Consider the following 20,142-nt stretch of genomic DNA (forward strand, 5'->3'; position numbering starts at 1 on the left):
AGAGCCGGTTAAAGCCGCCAGAGCTTGCGGGCGTTCACCGAGAGCAGCCTGTCGCGTTCCGCAACACTGCAACCGGCAAGCAGCGCATGGGTCGCCGCCACCCAGGTCGAGAGACCGCCACCCAGCGTGCAGACCGGCCAATCGCTGCCCCAGACAACACGATCCCATCCGAACGAACTGATCGTGTGTTCGACATAGGGCCGCAGCGTCTCGACCGTCCAACTGCCGGGATCCGCATAGGCGACGACGCCGGAAATCTTGGCCACGACGTTGGGACGCCGCGCGATTTCGCTCATGTGTTCGCGCCACGGATGCTCGCCATTGCCCTTGATGTCGGGGACGCCGCAATGGTCGAGCACGAACTGGACGTCGGGCGCCAGATCGGCGAGCGCGATCGCCTTGGGAATCTGATGCGGTAGCACGACGAGATCGAAGGTGAGCCCGGTGCCGCCGAGCCGCCGGATGCTGTCCCGGAATAGCGCGCCTTCCGAGAGTTCATCGGGCATGACGTGGAGGACGCGGCGAAAACCCTTGACGAACGGCTTTGCTCGCTGGCGCTCGAGATAGGCCGCAAAATTGGCCTCTTCCGGACGGCAGGCGGCGATCGCCCCGGCCAGCATGCTGCCGGCCTGTCTCGACAGGCCTTCGACACGTTCGGTCTCGGCCTCGATATCGGCGGGGTCGACATCGACCTCCATATGCAGCACACGCTCGACGCCGACACGTTGAGCTTCCACGCCGTACTCCTCATAGGAGAAGTCGCGGTTGAGAGCGGGCACGCCGGCAAGCCACGGGTAGCGCAAGGCCGAGCGGTCGATGAGGTGCAGGTGGGTGTCGATGATCATGGCAGGGCTCCTCCCGTATCTTTCACATCATCTCACGGAGGAATTCTTCATTCAAATAAGAATTACGCCGATGAACCGACGGCCGACCCGGCCAGACGCGACAGCTTCTCACATGTGGCCAGCAGCAGTTCGATGGTGCGGGTCATGTCCGGCGCGGACGGTGCGTTGACGACGGTAATGTAAGGAATCGAAAGCGCCGCGATGGCCTTGCCGTCGGAGCCGCGCACCGGTGCCGACAGATTGTAGACGCCGGCAGTCTGCATCGAGGCCATCATCTCATATCCCCGTTCCCTGATCTGGTCGAGACGGGCAAAGAACTCGGGCGGCTGCGCCGTATTGTCGGTGCTGCGGACATGTTCGGAGATCATCATCTGGCGCTCCTCCTGCGAACGGAAAGCGAGCAGCACATGTCCCGAACCGGTGTCGAACAGGCTGATGTGGGCGCCGACCCGGATCGAGATGCCCCAGTAGTTCGGCGCCTCCTGCTGGCCGATGACCACGGCGGAACCGCGATCAAAAACAACGAGTTGGTTGGCCTGCTGCGACGTCTCCGCCAACTCCCGCATCAACGGCGTCGCATAGGAAACCAGCCGCCGCACCGGCGCGTGCAGTTGCGCCAGACCGAACAGCTTGAGCGTCAGTGAATAGCGGTCACCGTCGAGCCGCGTGACATAACCGCGTCGCACCAGCCGGTCCAGCATGCGGTAGAACTCGTTGGGGCTGCGGTCGAGCTTCTTGGCGATTTCCGCCTGCGTCAGGCCGCCGTCGACGCCGGCCAGCAGTTCCAGGATGTCGAGCCCCTTGTCGAGCGCAGGCGCGCGATACCGCTCGTCTTCGCTATCATCCATGGGCTTTCCCTCCAGTGAAATCGATTCTTCATATACGCAGGAATGCTGCCGGCGGAAACAAATTTCGCCTTGACGTATCCATGAATGTTTTGTTTGTATATGAATGTAGCACTTCTTGTCATCAGACGAGTTGCGGTCGCCGCCAAGGCGCACCCAGGGAGGATACCAATGAACAGACTGCTTTCCGGCGTGTGCGCCGGCGCATTGTTGCTTGCGTCAGGCGCAGGCGCGGCCCTTGCCGGCGACCTGCCCGGCAAGTTCGAAGGCGTTACCGTCGACGTGAAGCTGATCGGCGGCCAGCAATACGAAAAGCTCTACGAGCGCATCCCCGAATGGGAGAAGGCGACCGGCGCCAAGGTCAACATCCTGACCAAGAAGAACGGCTTCGACATCGACAAGGAGTTGAAGTCCGACATCGCCTCGGGCAGCACCAACTGGTGCGTCGGCTGGAATCATTCCTCCTTCGCGCCGCAGTATACCGGCCTTTATACCGACCTCAGCAAATTGCTGCCCAAGGAAGAGATCGATGCCTTCGTGCCATCGACGATCAAGGCGGCGACCATCGATGGCAAGCTGGAGATGCTGCCGCGCGCGCAGTTCGACGTCTCTGCCCTCTACTACCAGAAGAGCCTCTACGAGAACGCCGACAACAAGGCCAAGTTCAAGGCGAAATACGGCTATGATCTGGTGCCGCCGGACACCTGGAAGGAAGTCACCGACCAGGCCGAGTTCTTCGCCAACCCGCCCAACTTCTACGGCACGCAGTTCGCCGGCAAGGAAGAGGCGATCAACGGCCGCTTCTACGAGATGGTGGTGGCCGAGGGCGGCGAGTATCTCGACAAGGACGGCAAGCCGGTCTTCAACTCCGAAGCCGGCGTGCGTGCGCTCGACTGGTTCGTCAACCTCTACAAGGCCAAGGCCGTGCCGGCCGGAACCACCAACTATCTCTGGGACGATCTCGGCCAGGGTTTTGCCTCCGGCACCGTCGCCATCAACTTGGACTGGCCGGGCTGGGCCGGCTTCTTCAACGATCCGAAGTCGTCGAAGGTCGCCGGCAATGTCGGCGTCAAGGTCGCGCCGAAAGGCTCGTCCGGCAAGCGCACCGGCTGGTCCGGTTTCCATGGCTTCTCGGTGACCGAGAACTGCCCGAACAAGGAGGCCGCGGCATCGCTGGTGTGGTGGCTCACCAATGAGGACAGCCAGAAGCTGGAAGCCGCTGCGGGCCCGCTGCCGACCCGCACCGCGGTCTGGGACTGGGACCTGAAGCAGGCCGAAAACGATCCTTACAAGAAGGAGGTTCTCTCCGCCTTCCAGGAAGAAGCCAAGCACGCTTTCGCGGTGCCGCAGACGCCTGAATGGATCGAGATCTCGAACTCCGTCTATCCCGAATTGCAGGCGGCGATCCTCGGCGACAAGACGTCCAAGCAGGCGCTCGACGAAGCCGCCGCCAAGGCGACGCAAATTCTCGAAGACGCCGGCAAGCTGTAGAACCGCTCCCAAGGCCGCCTCCCCCATCAGGAATGGGGGAGGCGCTCGCGTCTTAAGGCGCGCACTGCCTCGGGTGTTCCCACGATGACGATGCCTGCCCCGCCCGGCTCGACAGGCGGCAATCGAATGCAACTCACAGGGTCCCAATGAAGGGCTTCAAGCCATCCGCGCCATTCCTGCTGCTGCTTCCGGCGATCATCGTGCTGGCGGCGGTCGTCGTGGTGCCGTTGCTTTTGTCGCTCTATTCCAGCTTCACGCCTTTCCGCCTGACCAAGCCCGAAACATTCTTCGTCCTTGTCGGCTTCCGCAATTATCTCTCGATCCTGGCGAACGCCGATTTCTGGTGGGCGTTCGGCCGCACGGTTCTGTTGCTGACCATCGCGCTCAATCTCGAAATGCTGCTGGGCCTCGGCCTCGCCATGCTGGTCGAAAAGGCGACGCGCGGCCAGCGCATCCTGCGCACGCTGATGATGTTTCCGATGATGTTCTCGCCGATCCTCGTCGGCTTCCAGTTCAAGTTCATGTTCAACGACAATATCGGCCTGGTGAACAACGCCCTGCAATCGCTCGGCATCACCAGGGATGCCATTCCGTGGCTGATCGAAGGCCATCTCGCCTTCATCGCCATCTCGATCGCCGAGATCTGGTCGTCGACGGCGATCTTCGCCATCCTGATCCTTGCCGGCCTGCTCGCTATGCCCAAGGAGCCGATCGAGGCGGCGCGGGTCGACGGCTGCACGCCGTGGCAGACGTTCCGCTATGTGACCTGGCCGTTCGTCATGCCTTTCGCCTACATCGCCATGACCATCCGTTCGCTCGACGTGGCGCGCGCCTATGACATCGTCAAGATCATGACCGATGGCGGGCCGGCGGGCCGCACCGAGCTTTTGTGGACGCTGGTGGCGCGCACCGCCTACAGCGACGGGCGCATGGGCATGGCCAACGCCATGGCCTATTTCTCGATCCTGTTGTCGATCGCCTTCACCGTCTACTTCTTCAACAAGCTCGCCGCGGCGCGCACGCAGATCGGTGCGGAGTGGTGATGGACGAGAATTCTTCCGCCCGCCTCAAGCGCCGGCTGCTGGGCATCGCCTATCGCATCGGCCTGTTCCTGGCGATGCTGACCATCTGCCTGCCCGGCCTGTGGATCGTGCTTTCGTCGCTGCGGCCGACTGTGGAGATCATGGCCAAGCCGCCGGTGTGGATCCCGCAGCAGATCTCGTTCGACGCCTATGTCGCGATGTTCTCAGGGATCGGCAAGGGCGGCATCCCGGTCATAGAATATTTCCGCAACTCGCTGATCATCTCGGTGACCTCGACGATGATCGCGGTGGCCATCGGCATGGCCGGCGGCTATGCCTTCGCGCGCTACCGTTTCCGCGGCAAGTCGGGCGTCTTCCTCGGCCTGATGCTGACGCGCACGGTGCCGGGTATCGCGCTCTCGCTGCCGCTGTTCTTCCTTTATGTCAGGCTCGGCATCATCGACACGCATTTCGGACTGATCCTGGCCTATGTCGCGCTCAACGTGCCGTTCACCATTTGGCTGATCGACGGCTTCTTCCGCCAGGTGCCGAAGGACCTCGCGGAAGCCGCCCAGATCGACGGCTGCACCCGCTGGCAGGCCTTCTGGCAGGTCGAGTTCCCGCTTGCCGGGCCCGGCATCGCCTCCGCCGCGATCTTTGCTTTCCTGACCTGCTGGAACGAGTTCGCGCTGGCCTCGCAGCTTACCCGCTCGGTCAGCGCCAAGACCCTGCCGGTCGGCCTGCTCGACTACACGGCCGAATTCACCATCGACTGGCGCGGCATGTGCGCGCTCGCCGTGGTGATGATCATCCCGGCGCTCACCCTCACCTACATCGTCCAGAAACACCTTGTCGGCGGCTTGACCTCCGGCGCGGTGAAAGGCTGATCCCATGGCAACGGTTTCCCTCCAAAAGCTGACCAAGCGCTACGGCAATGTCGGGATCGTGCACGGCATCGACCTCGACATCGCGGACCGCGAATTCATCGCGCTGGTCGGCCCCTCCGGCTGCGGCAAGTCGACGACGCTCAGGATGATCGCAGGGCTGGAAGAGATCAGCGCCGGCTCGATCGAGATCGGCGGCCGCGTCGTCAACGATTTGCCGCCGCGTTCGCGCAACATCTCGATGGTGTTCCAGTCCTACGCGCTTTATCCCCACATGACGGTGCGCGAGAACCTCGGCTTCTCCCTGAAGATTGCCGGGGCCGCCAAGGAGGATATGGAGCGCCGCGTCGCCGAAGCCTCGGCCATCCTCGGCCTCGACACGCTGCTCGACCGTCGCCCGTCGCAACTTTCCGGCGGCCAGCGCCAGCGCGTCGCCATGGGCCGCGCCATCGTACGCGATCCCGACGTGTTCCTGTTCGACGAGCCGCTTTCAAATCTCGACGCCAAACTGCGCACGCAGATGCGGACCGAAATCAAGAAGCTGCACGCCAAGGTGCGGTCGACGGTGATCTATGTCACCCATGATCAGGTCGAGGCGATGACGCTTGCCGACCGCATCGTCATCATGCGCGACGGCCATATCGAACAGGTCGGCACCCCAGACGAGGTGTTCCGACGGCCGGCGACGCGGTTCGTCGCGGGCTTCATCGGCTCGCCGCCGATGAACCTGCACGAGGCGACGATCGATGACGGCCAGCTGGTTTTCGCCAGCGGCGAAAAGTTGCCATTGCCTAGCCAATTCAAAGCCAATGTCGCCAGGGGTAACAAGGTGGTGTTCGGGTTGCGGCCCGACGACATCTACCCGACCGGCCATGGTATCAGTTCCGGTGGTGCCGCAGACGTCCACCAGATCGAATTGCCGATCACGGTCACCGAACCACTCGGCAACGAGACGCTGGTGTTCGTCGAATTCAATGGCGCAGACTGGGTGTCGCGCATGCTGAACCCAAGAGCTTTGAGATCGGGCGAGCGGGTGGCCATGAGCCTCGACCTGTCGCAGGCGCACCTGTTTGCCGCCGACACGGGAAAGTCATTGCGGAGCTGACGACATGGCCACGATCGAAAAGATAGAACTGCGGATGGTGGACCTTGTGCCGAAGGTCAAGCGCACGGACGCGATCCAGAGTTTCGTCAGCCAGGAAACGCCTATCGTCACGATCACCGATTCCGACGGCGCCGTCGGCACCGGCTACAGCTACACGATCGGCACCGGCGGCTCGTCCGTGATGCGGCTCTTGTCCGACCATCTGGCGCCGCGCCTGATCGGCCGCGACCCCGACATGATCGAGGCGATCTGGCACGATCTCGAATTCGCCACACACGCCACCACGATCGGCGCGATCACGGCCATCGCGATCGCGGCGATCGACACCGCGCTTTGGGACCTGCGGGCGAAGAAGCAGGGCCTGCCTCTGTGGAAGCTGGCGGGCGGCGCCAAGGACCGCTGCCCGCTCTACACGACGGAGGGCGGCTGGCTGCACATCGAGACGCAGGCGCTGGTCGATGACGCGCTGGCCGCGAAGGCCAAGGGATTTCGCGGCTCGAAGGTGAAGATCGGCAAACCGCACGGATCGGAAGATCTGGCGCGGCTGGCGGCGGTGCGCAAGGCGGTGGGCGACGGCTACGAGATCATGACCGACGCCAATCAGGGATTCTCCGTCGACGAAGCGATCCGCCGCGCAGCGAGGCTCAGTGAACTCGATCTCGCCTGGATCGAGGAGCCGCTGCCGGCCGACGACATCGATGGGCACGTGAGGCTGTCGAACTCGACGCCGACGCCGATCGCCATCGGCGAGTCGCTCTATTCCATCAGGCATTTCCGCGAATACATGCAGAAAGGCGCCTGTTCGATCGTGCAAGTCGATGTCGGCCGCATTGGCGGCATCACGCCCTGGCTAAAGGTGGCGCATGCGGCGGAGGCCTTCGACATCCCGGTCTGCCCGCATTTCCTGATGGAATTGCATGTCAGCCTCACCTGCGCTGTTCAGAACGGCCGGTATCTCGAGTACATTCCGCAGCTTGACCAGTTGACCGGCAAGCGCATGCGCATCGAGGATGGGCACGCGCTGGCACCCGACGAGCCCGGCATCGGCATCGATTGGGACTGGGACGCGGTCAAGGCCATGAGCATCGCCGAATTCACCACGGCGATCACGAAATAGGGGAACGAACATGCAGCGGATGGGAATGGTTCTGGGACTGAAGCCGGAAAAGGTCGAGGAATATGTGCGCCTCCATGCCGCCGTCTGGCCCGACGTGCTGACCACGATCTCGGCCTGCAACATCGAGAACTATTCGATCTACCTGAAGCGGCCGGAGAACCTGCTGTTTGCCTATTTCGAATACCATGGCACCGACTATGCCGCCGACATGGCCAAGATGGCGGCAGACCCGAAGACGCAGGAATGGTGGGCCCTCTGCATGCCTTGCCAGGAGCCGCTGGCGACCCGCAAGGAGGGCGAATGGTGGGCTTCGATGGACGAGGTCTTCCATCATGACTGAAGGCGGTTTCGACCCTGCCTCACTCATCCAGTCCTGGCCCAAGCCTACAAAGCCCCGGCCGATCGTCACCTTCGGCGCAGGTTCGATTGTCGGCGACGCCCATTTTCCCGCCTACCGGAAGGCCGAGTTTCCGATTGCCGGCCTCTATGATCCGGACCAGGCCAAGGCGCGGACCCTGGCCGAGAAATGGGGTGTCACCGCATTCCGCTCCGTGGAAGAAGCCGCCGGAATCAACGATGCGATCTTCGATCTGGCGACACCGCCCAGTCGGCATGCCGAGATCCTGAAGGCGCTTCCCGAGGAGGCGGTCGCGCTGATCCAGAAGCCGATGGGCAACTATCTCGGCGAGGCAACCGAAATCCTCGAGATCTGCCGCGCCAGGAAGCTCAAGGCCGCGGTGAATTTCCAATTGCGTTTCGCGCCGATGATGCTGGCGCTCAAGGATGCCATCGCCAAGGGATGGCTCGGCGAGGTCGTCGACTTCGACGCCTGGCTGGCGCTGGCGACACCTTGGGAGTTGTGGGAATTCCTGCTCAAGGCGCCGCGTGTCGAGATCGCGATGCATTCGATCCACTATCTGGACCTCGTCAGACAATTGCTGGGCGACCCCAAAGGGGTGCACGCCAAGACGCTCGGCCACCCCAACCATACGGTGGCGCAGACGCGCACCAGCGCCATCCTCGACTATGGCGACACCGTGCGCTGCGCGCTGTCGATCAATCATGATCACAAGTTCGGGCGCCGGCACCAGGCCTGCGAATTCCGCATTTGCGGCACCGAGGGCGCGGCCTATCTCAAACTCGGCCTCAATCTTGACTATCCCCGCGGCGAACCGGATGTCCTGGAAATATACCCGAAAGGCGGGACGGATTGGATTGCCGTGCCACTCGCCGGCGAATGGTTCCCCGATGCCTTTGTCGGGCGCATGGCCAATGTCCAGCGCTTTGCTTGCGGGGAAGACGACGAGCTGGTCAGCTCGGTCGAGGACGCCTGGAGCACGATGGCGCTGGTGGAAGCCGCCTATAAATCGAGCGCAGCGCCGGCGACGCCACTGGCCGAAAAGCCGTAAGGCAGGACATGGAACAGATAATTTATTTCGAAGACTACGAGATCGGCTCCTCGCGGCTGACCAGCGGCCGCACCATTACCGAGACCGACTTCATCGTCCATGCCGGACACACCGGCGATTTCTTCCCACACCACATGGACGCCGAGTTCATGAAGACGACGCCGTTCGGTCAGCGCATCGCGCACGGCACGCTGGTGTTCTCGGTCGGCATCGGACTGACGGCAAGCGTCGTCAATCCCGTTGCCTTCTCCTATGGCTATGATCGGCTGCGTTTCATCAAGCCGGTGTTCATCGGCGACACGATCCGCACGCGCACCACCATCGCGGCCAAGGAGGACGATCCGAAGCGGCCGGCCGCGGGCCGGGTGATCGAACGCTGCGAGGTGATCAACCAGCGCGACGAAGTGGTGTTGGCCGCGGATCACATCTACATCGTCGAACGCAAACCCGGCTGAGGCAGCGCTACGATCCCGTGGCGCGGGCGGTGATGCGCTCCAGACCGAGCAGCAGCGCCAGGGTCGCCACCACCAGGATCATGGTGAGCGCTGCTCCCGCAAAGATGTCGCCTCGGTCGGTGAGGCTGAAGATCGACACCGGCAGCGTCACCCAACCCGGCGGATAGACCATCACGGTGGCGCCGAGTTCACCCATCGACAGTGCGAAGCTGAGCCCGAACGCCGCGACCAGATAGGGTGCGAGCAGAGGCAAGGTGACGTGCCAGAGGCGGTAGGCCGGCCGCGCGCCGAGGCTCGATGCCACCTGCTCGAAATCGGGCGAGAGTCGCGCCAGTCCGGCCGACACATTGCCGAAGGTGAAGGCTGAGATCAGCACGAAATGGGCGATCATGACGATCGCGATCGTACCGTTGAGCAGCAGCGGCGGATGGCTGAAGGCGACCAGCAGGCCAAGGCCGACGGAGACCGAAGGCACGGCGCTGGGGATGAAGAACAACAGGCCGAGCAGGCGCCGCAGCGCATGCCCCTGGACCCGCAGCGACAGCGCCGCCCAGGTGCCGCTGACCAGCGCCAGCGCGCTGGCTGCAAAACCGGTGAGAAGGCTCGCCTTGACCGCATCGCCGGCCGCGCCATGCAAGACGTCGCTGTAGTGTTCCGTCGTCAGGCTGCTCGGCAGCACCCCGTTCCACTGGCCGGTAAGGCTGGACAGGAGAATGACCGCAAGCGGCGCCAGGAACAGCACACCGAAGATCAGCGCGAAGAGGAGCCACAGAACGAGGCGACCGGAGCGGGACCAGACCAGCATGGCTAGACCCCCAGCCGGCCGGCTGCGAAACGATAGAGCCCGAACAGGCCGAGCGACAGCGCGATGTTGATCAGGGCGATGATGCAGGCGACCTGATAGGCCGATTCCTGGATCGCCTTGCCATAGATCAGCAGCGGCAGCGTGATGACCCCCTTGGCGCCGATGAACAGCACGATGCCGAACTCGTTGACGGTGAGCAGCAGGCAGAGGCTCCCGCCGGCAATGAGCGCCGGGATGGCGGCCGGCAGGATGATTTGGCGCACGATGCGGAACGACCGCGCGCCGAGCACGCTTGCCGCTTCGATCTGGCCGCGGTCCACCAGCGAGAAGGCGGCAAGCAGCGGCCGCAGGATGAACGGCGTGTAGACAGTGACCTCGGCCAGCACCACGCCCCAGCTCGAATAGAGAAAATCGACGGGCGGCGACGGCAGTGAAAAGGTCTCCATCAGCCCTGCGTTGAGCATGCCTGCGGAGCCGTAGAGGAAGGTGAAGGCGAGCGTCACCAGGAAGGTCGGCAATGCGATGAAGGTGTCGATCAGCCTGGCGATGAAGCCGCTGCCGGGGAACGGAACGAAGGCCAGGATCAGTGCCAGCACGAGACCGACGATCAGGCACCCGGCAGTCGCGGTAACCGAAATCGTCACCGTGTTGATCAGCGCGTTGAGGAAGAAGCGCGAATGCAGGACGCGGATCACTTCGGCGACATTGGCAACGCCGCTGTCGTCCAGGAAGGCCTGCCGGGCGATGAGCGCCAGCGGATAGAAGAACAGCAGGGCCAAGAGTGCGGCCGGCGGCACGATCCAGAATCTGCCAGGCTCTCTCCTGACCGCTGGCGAGGCGATAGCGACAGCCTCAGACACCGGCGTCTTCCGGAACGAGCGAGGTGTCGGTGGGCGCGAAGAACAGCGGCACCTTGGCGCCGGGTTCCGGCAGGGCCATCGGCAGTCTCGTCGCCGAGACGCGCACCGTCGTGCCGTCGACATCGAGCACGAGATGGGTGAGTTCGCCTTGCCAGTGCACCTCCAGGAGCGTGCCGACAATGCGGTTGGTATGGTCGCCATCGGCCGTCAGGCTGAGGTGCTGGGGCCTGATACAAAGCAGGCTCTTGTCGCCGACCTTCTCGTCACGGCCGGTGCCCATCAGCACCGCGTCGCCATGCCTTGCCGCGGCAAAACCCTTGGAGCCGGCAGCCTCGGCAATGGTGACCGGCAGTAGATTGGCGCGGCCGAGGAACTCGGCGGTGAAGCGGTTGGGCGGACGGCGGTAGAGCTCGGTCGTCGGTCCATGCGAACAGACCGAGCCGTCGCGCATGATGGCGATCTTGTCGGCGAGGGTGAGCGCCTCTGTCTGGTCGTGAGTGACATAGAGGATCGTCAGGCCCGGCAGGCTGCGGTGCAGCCTGGCGATCTCCTCGACCATATTGCGGCGGATCTGTGCGTCCAGCGCCGAAAGCGGCTCGTCAAGCAGCAGCACGCGGGGCCGCACGGCAAGAGCGCGCGCAATCGCGACACGCTGCTGCTGGCCGCCGGAAAGCTCGCGCGGATAACGTCCTGCATAGGCAGCCATGCCGACGGTACCGAGCGCATCCTTGACCCGCTCGGCGATCAGCGCCTTGTCGGCGCCCTGAGCCCTGAGGCCGAAGGCGACGTTGTCCTCGACCCGCATATGCGGAAACAGCGCGTAGTTCTGGACCACCATGCCGAGCCCGCGCTCATAAGGCGGCAGATCGGTCACATCCGTCGCGCCAATGCGGATTCGTCCGCTTCTCGGCCGCACGAAGCCGGCCACCGCCCGCAAGGCGGTGGTCTTGCCGGAGCCGGACGGGCCGATCATCGCCAGGATCTCGCCGGGAGCAATATCCAGGGTCAGCGGATGCAAGACGACGTGAGCGCCATAGGCGACAACAACCTTGTCGAAATGGACGTTGGAGCCGGCGCCGCGAACCTTCGCGGCGTCGATGTCCATGACACTGGTCCCAGTAAAAGCGGCGGCCGACATGGCATGGTCCTCCGGATTGGCAGGGATCAACTTCCGGTCGCTTCGTTCCACCGCTTGACGTAGTCAGGCAGCTTGGCCAGAGCGTCATCCCAGTTCGGCGACCAGATGGTCAGGCCCTTCATCGCCTCTTGCGCCTTCGCGAAATTGGCGTCGTTCGGCGTCACATCCTTGCGGGCCGGCAGGCCAAGAGCCACGGAACTGACCTTCGACTGAGCTTCCTTTGAGAGCAGGAAGTCGATCAGCTTCTTGCCGTTGTCGGCATTGGGCGCGCCGGTTACCAGGCCGATCTCATAGGGCAGCGCAAAGGTGGAGCGCACGCCGTCAGGCCCCGCCGGCCAGAACACCTTGATATTGGGATTGTCGGCCATTTGCGACATGTTCATCTGCAAATCGCCGTTGGCGACATGCAGCTCGCCCTTGTTGACCAGCGCCGTCAGCTTGCCGGTCGAAGCGGAGGGGCCGACATTGTTGTCCTGCAATTTCTTCATGAACTCGAAACCTGCATCCTCGCCGCCGAAGGCATGGATGATCTGCAGCATGACAGCGGTGCCGTCGCCGGCCTGGCCGGGCGTCGAGTATTGGATCTTGCCCTTGAATTTCGGGTCCAGCAGGTCGTCGTAGCTCTTCGGCGCTTCCGAAAGCACGGCGCTGTTGTAGATGAAGTTCATGTAGTTGTTGACCAGCGGCCGGTATTTGTCGGTGCCGCCGTCGATCTGGTCCGCCCCTTCGGGCTTGTAATCCTGCAGCAGGCCGCCGGCGGCGGCGCGCTGCACGAAGGGCGGCAATGTCACCAGCACGTCCGCTTGCGGGTTCGACTTCTCCTTGGCGACACGCTCGACGACACCGCCCGAACCAGCCTCGATATACTGCACCTTGATGCCGGTGGCCTTGGTGAAGGCGGCGAACTCGGTTTCGAACCAGCTGCCGTTGCCGTCATGCAGGCCATCGGCGGAGTAGATGGTGACGACGCCATCTGCCATCGCCGGTCCGACGAGGGCAGCCGACGCCAGCAACGCGGCGAAAGCCGCGACCATGGTTGCGTTGCGTGATTTCATGTCCAGTTCCCCTTTTTTGATTGATGGCACATTCTGCGATGCACTGTGGCGACCGCGCCGGCTGCTTCTGCTTCGATGGGTGCCGGCAGCGTCGTCGTTAAGTGCAACTCTGGGGATTGGAGATCGATAAGTAAAATCTATTTATTTTATGACAGGCAAACTTCGTCTGATAGTTGTCATGGAACCGTCGCAGTCATGTCGTGAACATGTTTCGACCTGCTCAGGGCAGGCCGTCGAAGCGTTCGAGCAGGTGGTGATCAGACGAATGAAACGCCAGAAGTCTGCGCCCGCAACCGCGGGTCGGACGAGCGCACGGTCACCGGCCGGCCGTCGAGAATCTCAAAGCAGCGCGCGAGCGTGTCGTCCTCGAGCCGGCGCATCGCCTGATGCGTAAAGAAGGTGAGGTGCGGGAACAGGATGACGTCGTCGCGGCCGAAAAGCGCGCCCATCGGATGGCCCGATTTGGCCAGCGGCTCGACCGAATAGACGTCGAGCCCGGCGCCGCCGATGCGCTCGGAAACGATCGCCTCGACAAGGGCCGCCTCGTCGATGAGCGCGCCGCGCGAGACGTTGACGATGATGGCGGAGGGCTTGAGACAGGCGAGTTCAGCCTTGCCGATCAGGCCGCGCGTGCTGTCGTTCAGCACGCAATGGATTGAGACGAAGTCGCAGGCGCGAAGCATTGCCTGGAGGTCGTCGGCTTTTTCGATGCCGGCGGCGCGCATCGTTTCGGCGTCGACACCGGGATCGAAGCCAAGAAGCCGCGCATGAAATCCCTGGCCGGCCATGCGCGCCATGCTGCGGCCGATTTTGCCACAACCGACGATCCCGAGCGTGGCGCCTGAAATGTCGCGGCCCAGCCAGCGCGGCTCGGGCCAGATCCAGCCATCGCGCGATACCGCCGCGGTGATGGCGGGCAGCCGCTTGGCCAGGGCGACCATCATGGCGAAAGCACCTTCGGCGACGGTTTCCTCGGCATATTCGGGCACGTTGACGACGGGGATACCGCGCCGCATGGCAGCGGGGATATCGATGGCGTCGATACCGACGCCATATTTGACGATGCCCTTCAACCTGGGCGCCGCGTCGATCACCTCCGCAGTGACTGGCGTGTAGCACATCAAGAGCAGATCGGCGTCGGCGACCGCGGCTTTGAGCTCCGCCTCGGAAATGCCGTCCGGCAGCGTCACCAGCTCGACACCCCTTGCCCGCAAGCCGGCATCGATGCCTGGGCATTCGAGCTCGCGGTCGGTGCGGACGGCCTTCACGGTCAGGCCGCCAGCACGGCGCGTTCGACGATATCGAGCGCACGGTCGAGATCGGCTTTCGAAATCACCAGCGGCGGCGACAGCGTCAGCACGTTGCCGTGGCTGACCTTGAAGCTCAGCCCCCGTTCGAGGCAGGCATAGAAGACGCGTTCGGCAAGATCGCGCGCGGGCTGGCGCGAGGTACGGTCCTCGACAAGTTCGACGCCGACCATCAGTCCCCTGCCCCTGACATCGCCGACATGGGGCGAACGCCCCATCAGATCCTGCATGCGTCCCAGCATATGCCGGCCAAGCTCGGCCGCACGCTCGACCAGTCCTTCTTCCAGGATGATATCGATCGTCGTCAGCGCCGCGCGCGTCGTCACCGGGTTCTTCTCGTGGGTGTAGTGACCGATGGCAAAACCGCCGGTGACGTCGAGATCGCGGCGGGCGATGACAGCGGCGATCGGCAGGATGCCGCCGCCGAGCGACTTGCCGAGAACGACGATGTCCGGCGTCACGCCGTCATGCTCATGGGCGAAGAATTTTCCGGTCTTGCCAAGGCCGGTCGGGATCTCGTCGAAGATCAGCAGCGTGCCGTGCCGGTCGCAGGCCTCGCGCACCCGATTCCAGAAACCGGGCGGCGGCGGGTTGGGCGTTGCCCGCATCGGCTCGGCGACGACCGCGGCCACATCCTGTTCGCGACCGAGCACATAGGCGATCATGTTGGCGCAGGCGAGCCCGGAGGCTTCCAGGGTGCCGTGGCCGTAAGGACAGCGGTAGCCGTCCCAGGGCGCGACATGTTCGGTGCCGGTCATCATCGGGCCGGCGATATGGGAACGGAAGGTCGCTTCGCCGCCGACGCTTGCGGCACCGAAGCCAGCGCCATGAAAGGCATCCCAGAACGAAACCGTCTTGAAGCGGCCGGTCGCGGCGCGCGCGATCTTCAGCGCCACCTCGATGGCGTCGGAACCGCCTGTCGTGAACAGCACCTTGCCGAGATCGCCGGGCGCCAACTCGGCCAATTTCTCGGCCAGTTCGACAGCGGGTTCGCAGGTGAAGCGGCGCGGCGCAAAACAGAGATCGTCGAGCTGTTTCTTGATCGCGGCGACCAGCTTCGGATGGCCATAGCCGAGATGGTGCACGCTGTTGCCGTGGAAATCCATGAAACGGCGGCCGGCGGTGTCCTCGATCCAGATGCCTTCGGCCTTAGCGATCGTCGAAAGACAAGGGCTGGACAGGCTCTGGTGCATGAAGGCCGAAGCGTCGCGGTCAAGCAGCCCGCGGATGCGTGGATCGTCCTGGCCGGAATCCCAGCGGCTGCGGGCCGCCGTGGTGTTGGAATCGCCCTCGGTATGCACAAGCTCTTTGATCGCGGCCATAACCATCTCCGAAACGCGAATGAGGGAGCGTGGAACGCTCCCTCGGTTATTCTGTCAGCCGAGTCGTCCGGTCAGGACCAGGGCAGCGAAAACGTCTTCACATTGGTATAGCTCTTCATTGCCTCGATGACGCCTTCCTTGTAGCCATTGCCACTGTCCTTGATGCCGCCGAACGGCGACATCTCGATGCGGTAGCCCGGCACTTCCCAGATGTTGACGGTGCCGACCTCAAGGCCGGTGATGTATTTCTGCATGCGCGGAAACGAGTTGGTGCAGACGCCCGACGACAGGCCGAAGGCGGTCGAGTTGGAGAGCCTGATCAGCGCCTCGTCATCGTCCGGTGCGCGCACGATCGGGATGATCGGGCCGAAGGTCTCTTCCATCACCAGTTCGGATGTGTGCGGCACGCGATCGACGACGATCGGCGGCAGCAGCGCGCCTTGCCGGCCCGGATTGTAGAGGATTTCGGCGCCCTGCCCGGCGGCCATGTGGACCCGGGCTTCGAAGAGTGCCGCCGCCTTCTCGTGCACGACGGTGCCAAGATCTGTCGTGCGGTCCATGGGGTCGCCGAAGCGGATCTTCCTGGCCCGCTCCAGCACCAGCGGCACGAAGCGGTCGGCGACGCTTTCCTGGACAAGGATGCGCTTGACCGCCGTGCAGCGCTGGCCGGAGTTCTTCGTGGCGCCGGCGACGGCGAGATCCGCGGCCCTGGCCAGATCGTCGTCCGAGAGATCGTTGAGGACGATCAGCGGATCGTTGCCGCCGAGCTCCAGCACCTGGCGCTTGTAGCCGGCGGTGCGGGCGATCATCTTGCCGACCGGCACGCCGCCGGTAAAGGTGATCAGGTCGATATTGTCGTTGGTGATCATCTCGTTGCCAATGTCGGCCGGCCAGCCGGTCACCACCGAGAGCATTTCCGGCGGCAGGCCGGCTTCGTAGAGGATGTCGGCCAAAAGCAGCGCCGTCATCGGCGTCAGTTCGGTCGGCTTGACCACCACGCAATTGTTGGTGGCGATCGCCGGCGCCACCTTGTGCGAGACCATGTTGAGCGGATGGTTGAACGGGGTGATCGCCGAGATCGCCTTCAGCGGCTCGCGCGTGGTGAAGATCTTGCGCGCCTTGCCGTGCGGGGTGAGATCGCAGGAGAAGATCTGGCCGTCATCCTGGATGCACATCTGCGCCGACAATGTGAACACGTCATAGGCGCGGCCGACCTCATAGAGCGAATCCGTCTTGGAGATGCCGAGCTCGAGCGTAATGAGATCAGATATTTCTTCCCGGCGCGACGCCAGTTTTTCCGCCGTGCGGAACAGGATCTGCTGGCGCTCGTAGCGCGTCAGCTTCGACCTGTAGCCGGCGGCGATCTCGAAGGCCTGGCGGGCATGCTCGGCGCGGCCGGCGGGCACGGTGCCGATAACGGCATTGGTATAGGGGTAGTGGACAGGAACGACGCCGTCGGCGTCGACCTTGCGACCAGCTATGCGCATCGGTTCGTGGCGGACTTTGATCGAAGTATCGAGCTTGGTCATCGGTTCCGTTCCAGCAATTCGAAGGAGAAAGTGGTGCAACGGATTGTCGACCCCCACTCCGGCCCTTCGGGCCACCTCTCCCCCGATCGACGGGGGAGAGGAAATCAGGTGAGGTCGGCGCCACCACGTTTCCGGGCTAAGCCGCCGCTAGCCCTGGCGCCTTTCCTCTCCCCCGTCGATCGGGGGAGAGGTGCCGAGCGAAGCTCGGCGGAGTGGGGGGTCGACAATCACGCTCGAGATCAAGCCTGCGCGGCCGCCATCGTCGCGTAGTAGAACGCGTCGAAGTTCCTCAGCACGGGCTCATCAGGCAAATCGGGCAGCACGCGGTTGACGATGAACGGCACCTCCTGCTCGGTCAGCCCGCCATGCGAGCGCAGCGGCTCGTTGAGGGCTGCCAGGTCGTGGCGGTGTTCCGAGGTGCCGATGGTCTTGTTCTGCGTCGAGATCAGCACGATGTCGCCGATGCGGTCGGCCGGCAGTTCGAAACGCTCGCAGGCGGTCGGGCTGTCGACAACCAGCATGATGCCGTCGATCTTCGCCAGCCGCGCCATGATGTCGGCCTGATCGGCGCCGTCAGGAAGGTAGGCGGTGGCGAACGAGCCGAGCGCGCCGTGATGCACGACATAGGGATCTGTGATCGGCAGAATGACGCGCGCGGCATCCTTGCCCAGCCATTCGTCGAGCAGGTCCTGGACATAGACGACGTCAGGCGAACCATCCTGCTTGTGCTTGGGCTTCATGCCATGGTCGGCGGTCACCACGATTGCCGCGCCCAGCGCATCAAGCTCGGCCAGGTACTTGTCGAACATCTCGTAGAAGGCGTTGGCCTGGGGCACGCCGGGCGCGTATTTGTGCTGCACATAGTCGGTGGTGGTCAGATACATGATGTCGGGGCGGAATTCCTTCAGCAGCTGGACGCCGGCGGCGAAGACGAATTCCGACAGTTCGGCCGAATAGACTTCCGGTACCGGCAGTCCAAAATGCTTCGAGGCATTGTTGATGCCGTGCTCGGCCTTGGTGGTGGTGTCGGATTTTTCGGCCGAGAAGCACAGCGCGCGGCCGTCGTCGAAGGCGAGGCCCTTGCCGAGCAGCGCACGCAATTTGTCCTTGGCGGTGACCACCGCGACCTTGGCGCCGGCATCGTAGAAGGCCTGGAAGATGGTGGGCGCGCGCAGGAAGCGCGGGTCGTTCATCATCACTTCCTTGCCGGTTTCGCGCTCGTAGAGGTAGTTGCCGCAAATGCCGTGCACCGAGGGCGGGCGGCCTGTGGCTATCGACAGATTGTTGGGGTTGGTGAAGCTCGGAATGACAGAATGCGCAAAACGCACCGTGCCTTTCTGCTTGATCCTGACCAGCGCCGGCATCAGCCCGGCCTTGATGGCTTCGTCGAGATAGGCCGGCTCGCAGCCGTCGAGGCAGATGGCGATGGCCGGCACACGTGGCCAGGCGTAGGTGCGGCCGTTGACCGCGACGTTGATGGGAGACATCTGGTTCATCGAAATCCTCAAAAATTCTGCCGCTTCAGGCGGCGAGTTTGGCGCGCTCGGCGATTGCCGCGGCGGGAGGAGCGGCGGTGTCGACGTCCATCTCCTTCAGCGACTGCGCCGCCGCCTCTACGACGCGGCGCATGACATGTTCGTCCATCTGGCCGATGCAGCCGATACGGAAGCTATCGACGACGGTCAGCTTGCCCGGATAGATGATGAAGCCCTTGTCCTTCATCAGCTCGTAGAAGCGGTCGAAGGCGAAGTTGGCGTGGGCCGGGTTGAAGAAGGTGACGATGATCGGCGACAGCCAGCGATCCCTGAGCAAAGTCTCGAAGCCGAGCTCGCGCATGCCGGCCACCATCACGTCGCGGTTCCTGGTGTAGCGGGCGCCGCGGCCGGCAACGCCGCCCTCGGCCTCGTGCTGGCGAAGCGCTTCGAGGAAGGCGGCGACGACATGGGTCGGCGGAGTGTAGCGCCACTGCCCGGTCTTGTTCATATGCGCCCACTGCGCATGGACGTCGAGCGACAGCGAATGGCTGCGGCCCTTGGCGGCTTCCAATTCGCTCTTGCGGGCGATGATGAAGCCGAAGCCCGGCACGCCCTCGATGCACTTGTTGGCGGACGAGACCATCGCCTCGTAGCGGATCTCGTTCACGTCGAGCGCGATGGCGCCGAAGGCGCTCATGGAATCCACCAGCAGCTTGCGGCCCTTGGCATGGACGGCTTCGGCAATCTCGGCGACGGGGTTGAGGATGCCGGAACTGGTCTCGCAATGGATGGCGATCACATGCGTGATGGCAGGATCGGCCTCGAGGGCGGCGGCCACCTCGTCGCCGCGCGGCGGCAGGTAGTCGCCCTTGTCGATCAGCGTATAGGCGCGGCCGAGATACTGCATGGTCTGGGCCGCGCGCAGGCCGTAGGCGCCATTGGCCAGGACCAGAACCTTGCCGTCCTTCGGCACGAACGAACCCAGCATCGCCTCGACGCAGAAGGAGCCGCTGCCTTGCATCGGCACACAGTCGAATTCGCCTTTCGCATCGCCGGTCAGCGCCAGCAGGCGGCGGCGCATGTCTGACGTCATGGCGCGGAAATCGCCGTCCCAGGATCCCCAGTCGCGCAGCATCGCCTGCTTGACCGGATAGGAGGTGGTGAGCGGCCCCGGCGTCAGCAGGTACGGCTCGCCCAGCGCCGGACCGGCCAACGGCTCCGCGGCAAATTTCGTCTCGGCGAGCATAGTGTCCTCCGCTGCTTTTTATGTGGGGCCATTCTTGGCTGGAACGACGTATTTGTAAAATCGTTATTTTGTATTGATGTATAAGCTCACCCGATGATCTGGCTTGCAGTCGAATTATTGCCCGGCGGGATAATCGCGCCTCCAGCCGAGCGCAGCCTGCGTGGTATCCATGACACGTGCGTGACCGTGGGCGATCCTCCCCAGATATAAGAAGAATCGTTCCTTCATGCCT

Annotated in this window: 19 protein-coding genes; 8 read left to right on the forward strand and 11 right to left on the reverse strand. The window is 63.6% G+C overall.

Annotated elements, in window-relative coordinates; genetic code table 11:
* Nucleotides 1-8 precede the first annotated feature (8 nt).
* Both FJ973_RS09885 and FJ973_RS09890 read right to left on the reverse strand, forming a co-directional pair.
* Nucleotides 9-845 (reverse strand): amidohydrolase, encoded by an 837-nt coding sequence (locus tag FJ973_RS09885; RefSeq protein ID WP_140555588.1) that lies wholly within the window; start codon nt 843-845, stop codon nt 9-11.
* A gap of 62 nt (nt 846-907) precedes the next feature.
* Nucleotides 908-1,693 (reverse strand): IclR family transcriptional regulator, encoded by a 786-nt coding sequence (locus tag FJ973_RS09890; RefSeq protein WP_140497617.1) that lies wholly within the window; start codon nt 1,691-1,693, stop codon nt 908-910.
* 168 nt (nt 1,694-1,861) lie between these two features.
* Between FJ973_RS09890 and FJ973_RS09895 the strand changes: the two genes are divergently transcribed.
* The 8 genes from FJ973_RS09895 to FJ973_RS09930 all read left to right on the forward strand — a co-directional run bounded on the left by FJ973_RS09895 (nt 1,862) and on the right by FJ973_RS09930 (nt 9,173).
* The gene (locus FJ973_RS09895; protein WP_140555590.1) at nt 1,862-3,181 is read left to right on the forward strand and encodes a sugar ABC transporter substrate-binding protein; all 1,320 of its coding nucleotides are present in this window, start codon (nt 1,862-1,864) and stop codon (nt 3,179-3,181) included.
* A gap of 146 nt (nt 3,182-3,327) precedes the next feature.
* The gene (locus FJ973_RS09900) at nt 3,328-4,224 is read left to right on the forward strand and encodes a sugar ABC transporter permease (RefSeq protein ID WP_140555592.1); all 897 of its coding nucleotides are present in this window, start codon (nt 3,328-3,330) and stop codon (nt 4,222-4,224) included.
* Nucleotides 4,224-5,090, forward strand: a complete 867-nt coding sequence (locus FJ973_RS09905) for a carbohydrate ABC transporter permease (protein WP_140497611.1) — start codon at nt 4,224-4,226, stop codon at nt 5,088-5,090. Before FJ973_RS09900 ends, FJ973_RS09905 begins: the two co-directional genes overlap by 1 nt.
* Nucleotides 5,091-5,094: 4 nt before the next feature.
* Nucleotides 5,095-6,192 carry a sn-glycerol-3-phosphate ABC transporter ATP-binding protein UgpC gene (ugpC, locus tag FJ973_RS09910; protein WP_140555594.1) on the forward strand — a complete coding sequence of 366 codons (1,098 nt, stop codon included), beginning with the start codon at nt 5,095-5,097 and terminating at the stop codon, nt 6,190-6,192.
* A gap of 4 nt (nt 6,193-6,196) precedes the next feature.
* Complete coding sequence (locus FJ973_RS09915; protein WP_140555596.1) at nt 6,197-7,309, forward strand: mandelate racemase/muconate lactonizing enzyme family protein; 1,113 nt, start codon at nt 6,197-6,199, stop codon at nt 7,307-7,309.
* Between the two features lie 10 nt (nt 7,310-7,319).
* Entirely contained in the window at nt 7,320-7,649 is a 330-nt protein-coding gene (locus FJ973_RS09920; RefSeq protein WP_140555598.1) for an L-rhamnose mutarotase, read from the forward strand.
* Nucleotides 7,642-8,718, forward strand: coding sequence for a Gfo/Idh/MocA family oxidoreductase (locus FJ973_RS09925; protein WP_140555600.1), 1,077 nt, complete (start codon nt 7,642-7,644; stop codon nt 8,716-8,718). Before FJ973_RS09920 ends, FJ973_RS09925 begins: the two co-directional genes overlap by 8 nt.
* 8 nt (nt 8,719-8,726) lie before the next feature.
* Nucleotides 8,727-9,173 (forward strand): MaoC/PaaZ C-terminal domain-containing protein, encoded by a 447-nt coding sequence (locus FJ973_RS09930; protein WP_140551264.1) that lies wholly within the window; start codon nt 8,727-8,729, stop codon nt 9,171-9,173.
* A gap of 7 nt (nt 9,174-9,180) precedes the next feature.
* Here the strand turns inward: FJ973_RS09930 and FJ973_RS09935 are convergent, their stop codons facing one another.
* The 9 genes from FJ973_RS09935 to FJ973_RS09975 form a co-directional block, all read right to left on the reverse strand.
* Complete coding sequence (locus tag FJ973_RS09935) at nt 9,181-9,978, reverse strand: ABC transporter permease subunit (RefSeq protein ID WP_140555602.1); 798 nt, start codon at nt 9,976-9,978, stop codon at nt 9,181-9,183.
* 2 nt (nt 9,979-9,980) lie between these two features.
* On the reverse strand, nt 9,981-10,838 hold the full coding sequence (locus FJ973_RS09940) for a 2-aminoethylphosphonate ABC transporter permease subunit (protein ID WP_140497597.1): 858 nt from the start codon (nt 10,836-10,838) through the stop codon (nt 9,981-9,983).
* The gene (locus FJ973_RS09945) at nt 10,831-11,943 is read right to left on the reverse strand and encodes an ATP-binding cassette domain-containing protein (protein ID WP_224680228.1); all 1,113 of its coding nucleotides are present in this window, start codon (nt 11,941-11,943) and stop codon (nt 10,831-10,833) included. The genes FJ973_RS09940 and FJ973_RS09945 overlap by 8 nt, the downstream gene beginning before the upstream one ends.
* A 59-nt stretch (nt 11,944-12,002) precedes the next feature.
* Entirely contained in the window at nt 12,003-13,031 is a 1,029-nt protein-coding gene (locus tag FJ973_RS09950) for a 2-aminoethylphosphonate ABC transporter substrate-binding protein (RefSeq protein WP_140555604.1), read from the reverse strand.
* Between the two features lie 257 nt (nt 13,032-13,288).
* Complete coding sequence (locus FJ973_RS09955; RefSeq protein ID WP_140555606.1) at nt 13,289-14,299, reverse strand: NAD(P)-dependent oxidoreductase; 1,011 nt, start codon at nt 14,297-14,299, stop codon at nt 13,289-13,291.
* A gap of 2 nt (nt 14,300-14,301) precedes the next feature.
* Nucleotides 14,302-15,660, reverse strand: coding sequence for an aspartate aminotransferase family protein (locus tag FJ973_RS09960; RefSeq protein ID WP_140555608.1), 1,359 nt, complete (start codon nt 15,658-15,660; stop codon nt 14,302-14,304).
* A 71-nt stretch (nt 15,661-15,731) separates the two neighbouring features.
* Nucleotides 15,732-17,189, reverse strand: a complete 1,458-nt coding sequence (gene phnY / locus FJ973_RS09965; RefSeq protein WP_140555610.1) for a phosphonoacetaldehyde dehydrogenase — start codon at nt 17,187-17,189, stop codon at nt 15,732-15,734.
* 239 nt (nt 17,190-17,428) lie between these two features.
* Nucleotides 17,429-18,685, reverse strand: a complete 1,257-nt coding sequence (gene phnA, locus FJ973_RS09970; protein WP_140555612.1) for a phosphonoacetate hydrolase — start codon at nt 18,683-18,685, stop codon at nt 17,429-17,431.
* A gap of 25 nt (nt 18,686-18,710) precedes the next feature.
* Complete coding sequence (locus tag FJ973_RS09975) at nt 18,711-19,910, reverse strand: 2-aminoethylphosphonate--pyruvate transaminase (protein ID WP_140497584.1); 1,200 nt, start codon at nt 19,908-19,910, stop codon at nt 18,711-18,713.
* Nucleotides 19,911-20,142: the final 232 nt, after the last annotated feature.

The organism is Mesorhizobium sp. B2-1-3 (assembly GCF_006442495.1).
In the GTDB taxonomy this organism is placed as follows: Bacteria; Pseudomonadota; Alphaproteobacteria; order Rhizobiales; family Rhizobiaceae; genus Mesorhizobium.

Excerpts from the sequence above, each read along its gene's own strand:
- FJ973_RS09885 (WP_140555588.1), bottom strand. The coding sequence starts at position 845 with ATGATCATCGACACCCACCTGCACCTCATCGACCGCTCGGCCTTGCGC.
- FJ973_RS09890 (WP_140497617.1), bottom strand. The coding sequence starts at position 1,693 with ATGGATGATAGCGAAGACGAGCGGTATCGCGCGCCTGCGCTCGACAAG.
- FJ973_RS09895 (WP_140555590.1), top strand. The coding sequence starts at position 1,862 with ATGAACAGACTGCTTTCCGGCGTGTGCGCCGGCGCATTGTTGCTTGCG.
- FJ973_RS09900 (WP_140555592.1), top strand. The coding sequence starts at position 3,328 with ATGAAGGGCTTCAAGCCATCCGCGCCATTCCTGCTGCTGCTTCCGGCG.
- FJ973_RS09905 (WP_140497611.1), top strand. The coding sequence starts at position 4,224 with ATGGACGAGAATTCTTCCGCCCGCCTCAAGCGCCGGCTGCTGGGCATC.
- ugpC (WP_140555594.1), top strand. The coding sequence starts at position 5,095 with ATGGCAACGGTTTCCCTCCAAAAGCTGACCAAGCGCTACGGCAATGTC.
- FJ973_RS09915 (WP_140555596.1), top strand. The coding sequence starts at position 6,197 with ATGGCCACGATCGAAAAGATAGAACTGCGGATGGTGGACCTTGTGCCG.
- FJ973_RS09920 (WP_140555598.1), top strand. The coding sequence starts at position 7,320 with ATGCAGCGGATGGGAATGGTTCTGGGACTGAAGCCGGAAAAGGTCGAG.
- FJ973_RS09925 (WP_140555600.1), top strand. The coding sequence starts at position 7,642 with ATGACTGAAGGCGGTTTCGACCCTGCCTCACTCATCCAGTCCTGGCCC.
- FJ973_RS09930 (WP_140551264.1), top strand. The coding sequence starts at position 8,727 with ATGGAACAGATAATTTATTTCGAAGACTACGAGATCGGCTCCTCGCGG.
- FJ973_RS09935 (WP_140555602.1), bottom strand. The coding sequence starts at position 9,978 with ATGCTGGTCTGGTCCCGCTCCGGTCGCCTCGTTCTGTGGCTCCTCTTC.
- FJ973_RS09945 (WP_224680228.1), bottom strand. The coding sequence starts at position 11,943 with ATGGACATCGACGCCGCGAAGGTTCGCGGCGCCGGCTCCAACGTCCAT.
- FJ973_RS09950 (WP_140555604.1), bottom strand. The coding sequence starts at position 13,031 with ATGAAATCACGCAACGCAACCATGGTCGCGGCTTTCGCCGCGTTGCTG.
- FJ973_RS09960 (WP_140555608.1), bottom strand. The coding sequence starts at position 15,660 with ATGGCCGCGATCAAAGAGCTTGTGCATACCGAGGGCGATTCCAACACC.
- phnY (WP_140555610.1), bottom strand. The coding sequence starts at position 17,189 with ATGACCAAGCTCGATACTTCGATCAAAGTCCGCCACGAACCGATGCGC.
- phnA (WP_140555612.1), bottom strand. The coding sequence starts at position 18,685 with ATGAACCAGATGTCTCCCATCAACGTCGCGGTCAACGGCCGCACCTAC.
- FJ973_RS09975 (WP_140497584.1), bottom strand. The coding sequence starts at position 19,910 with ATGCTCGCCGAGACGAAATTTGCCGCGGAGCCGTTGGCCGGTCCGGCG.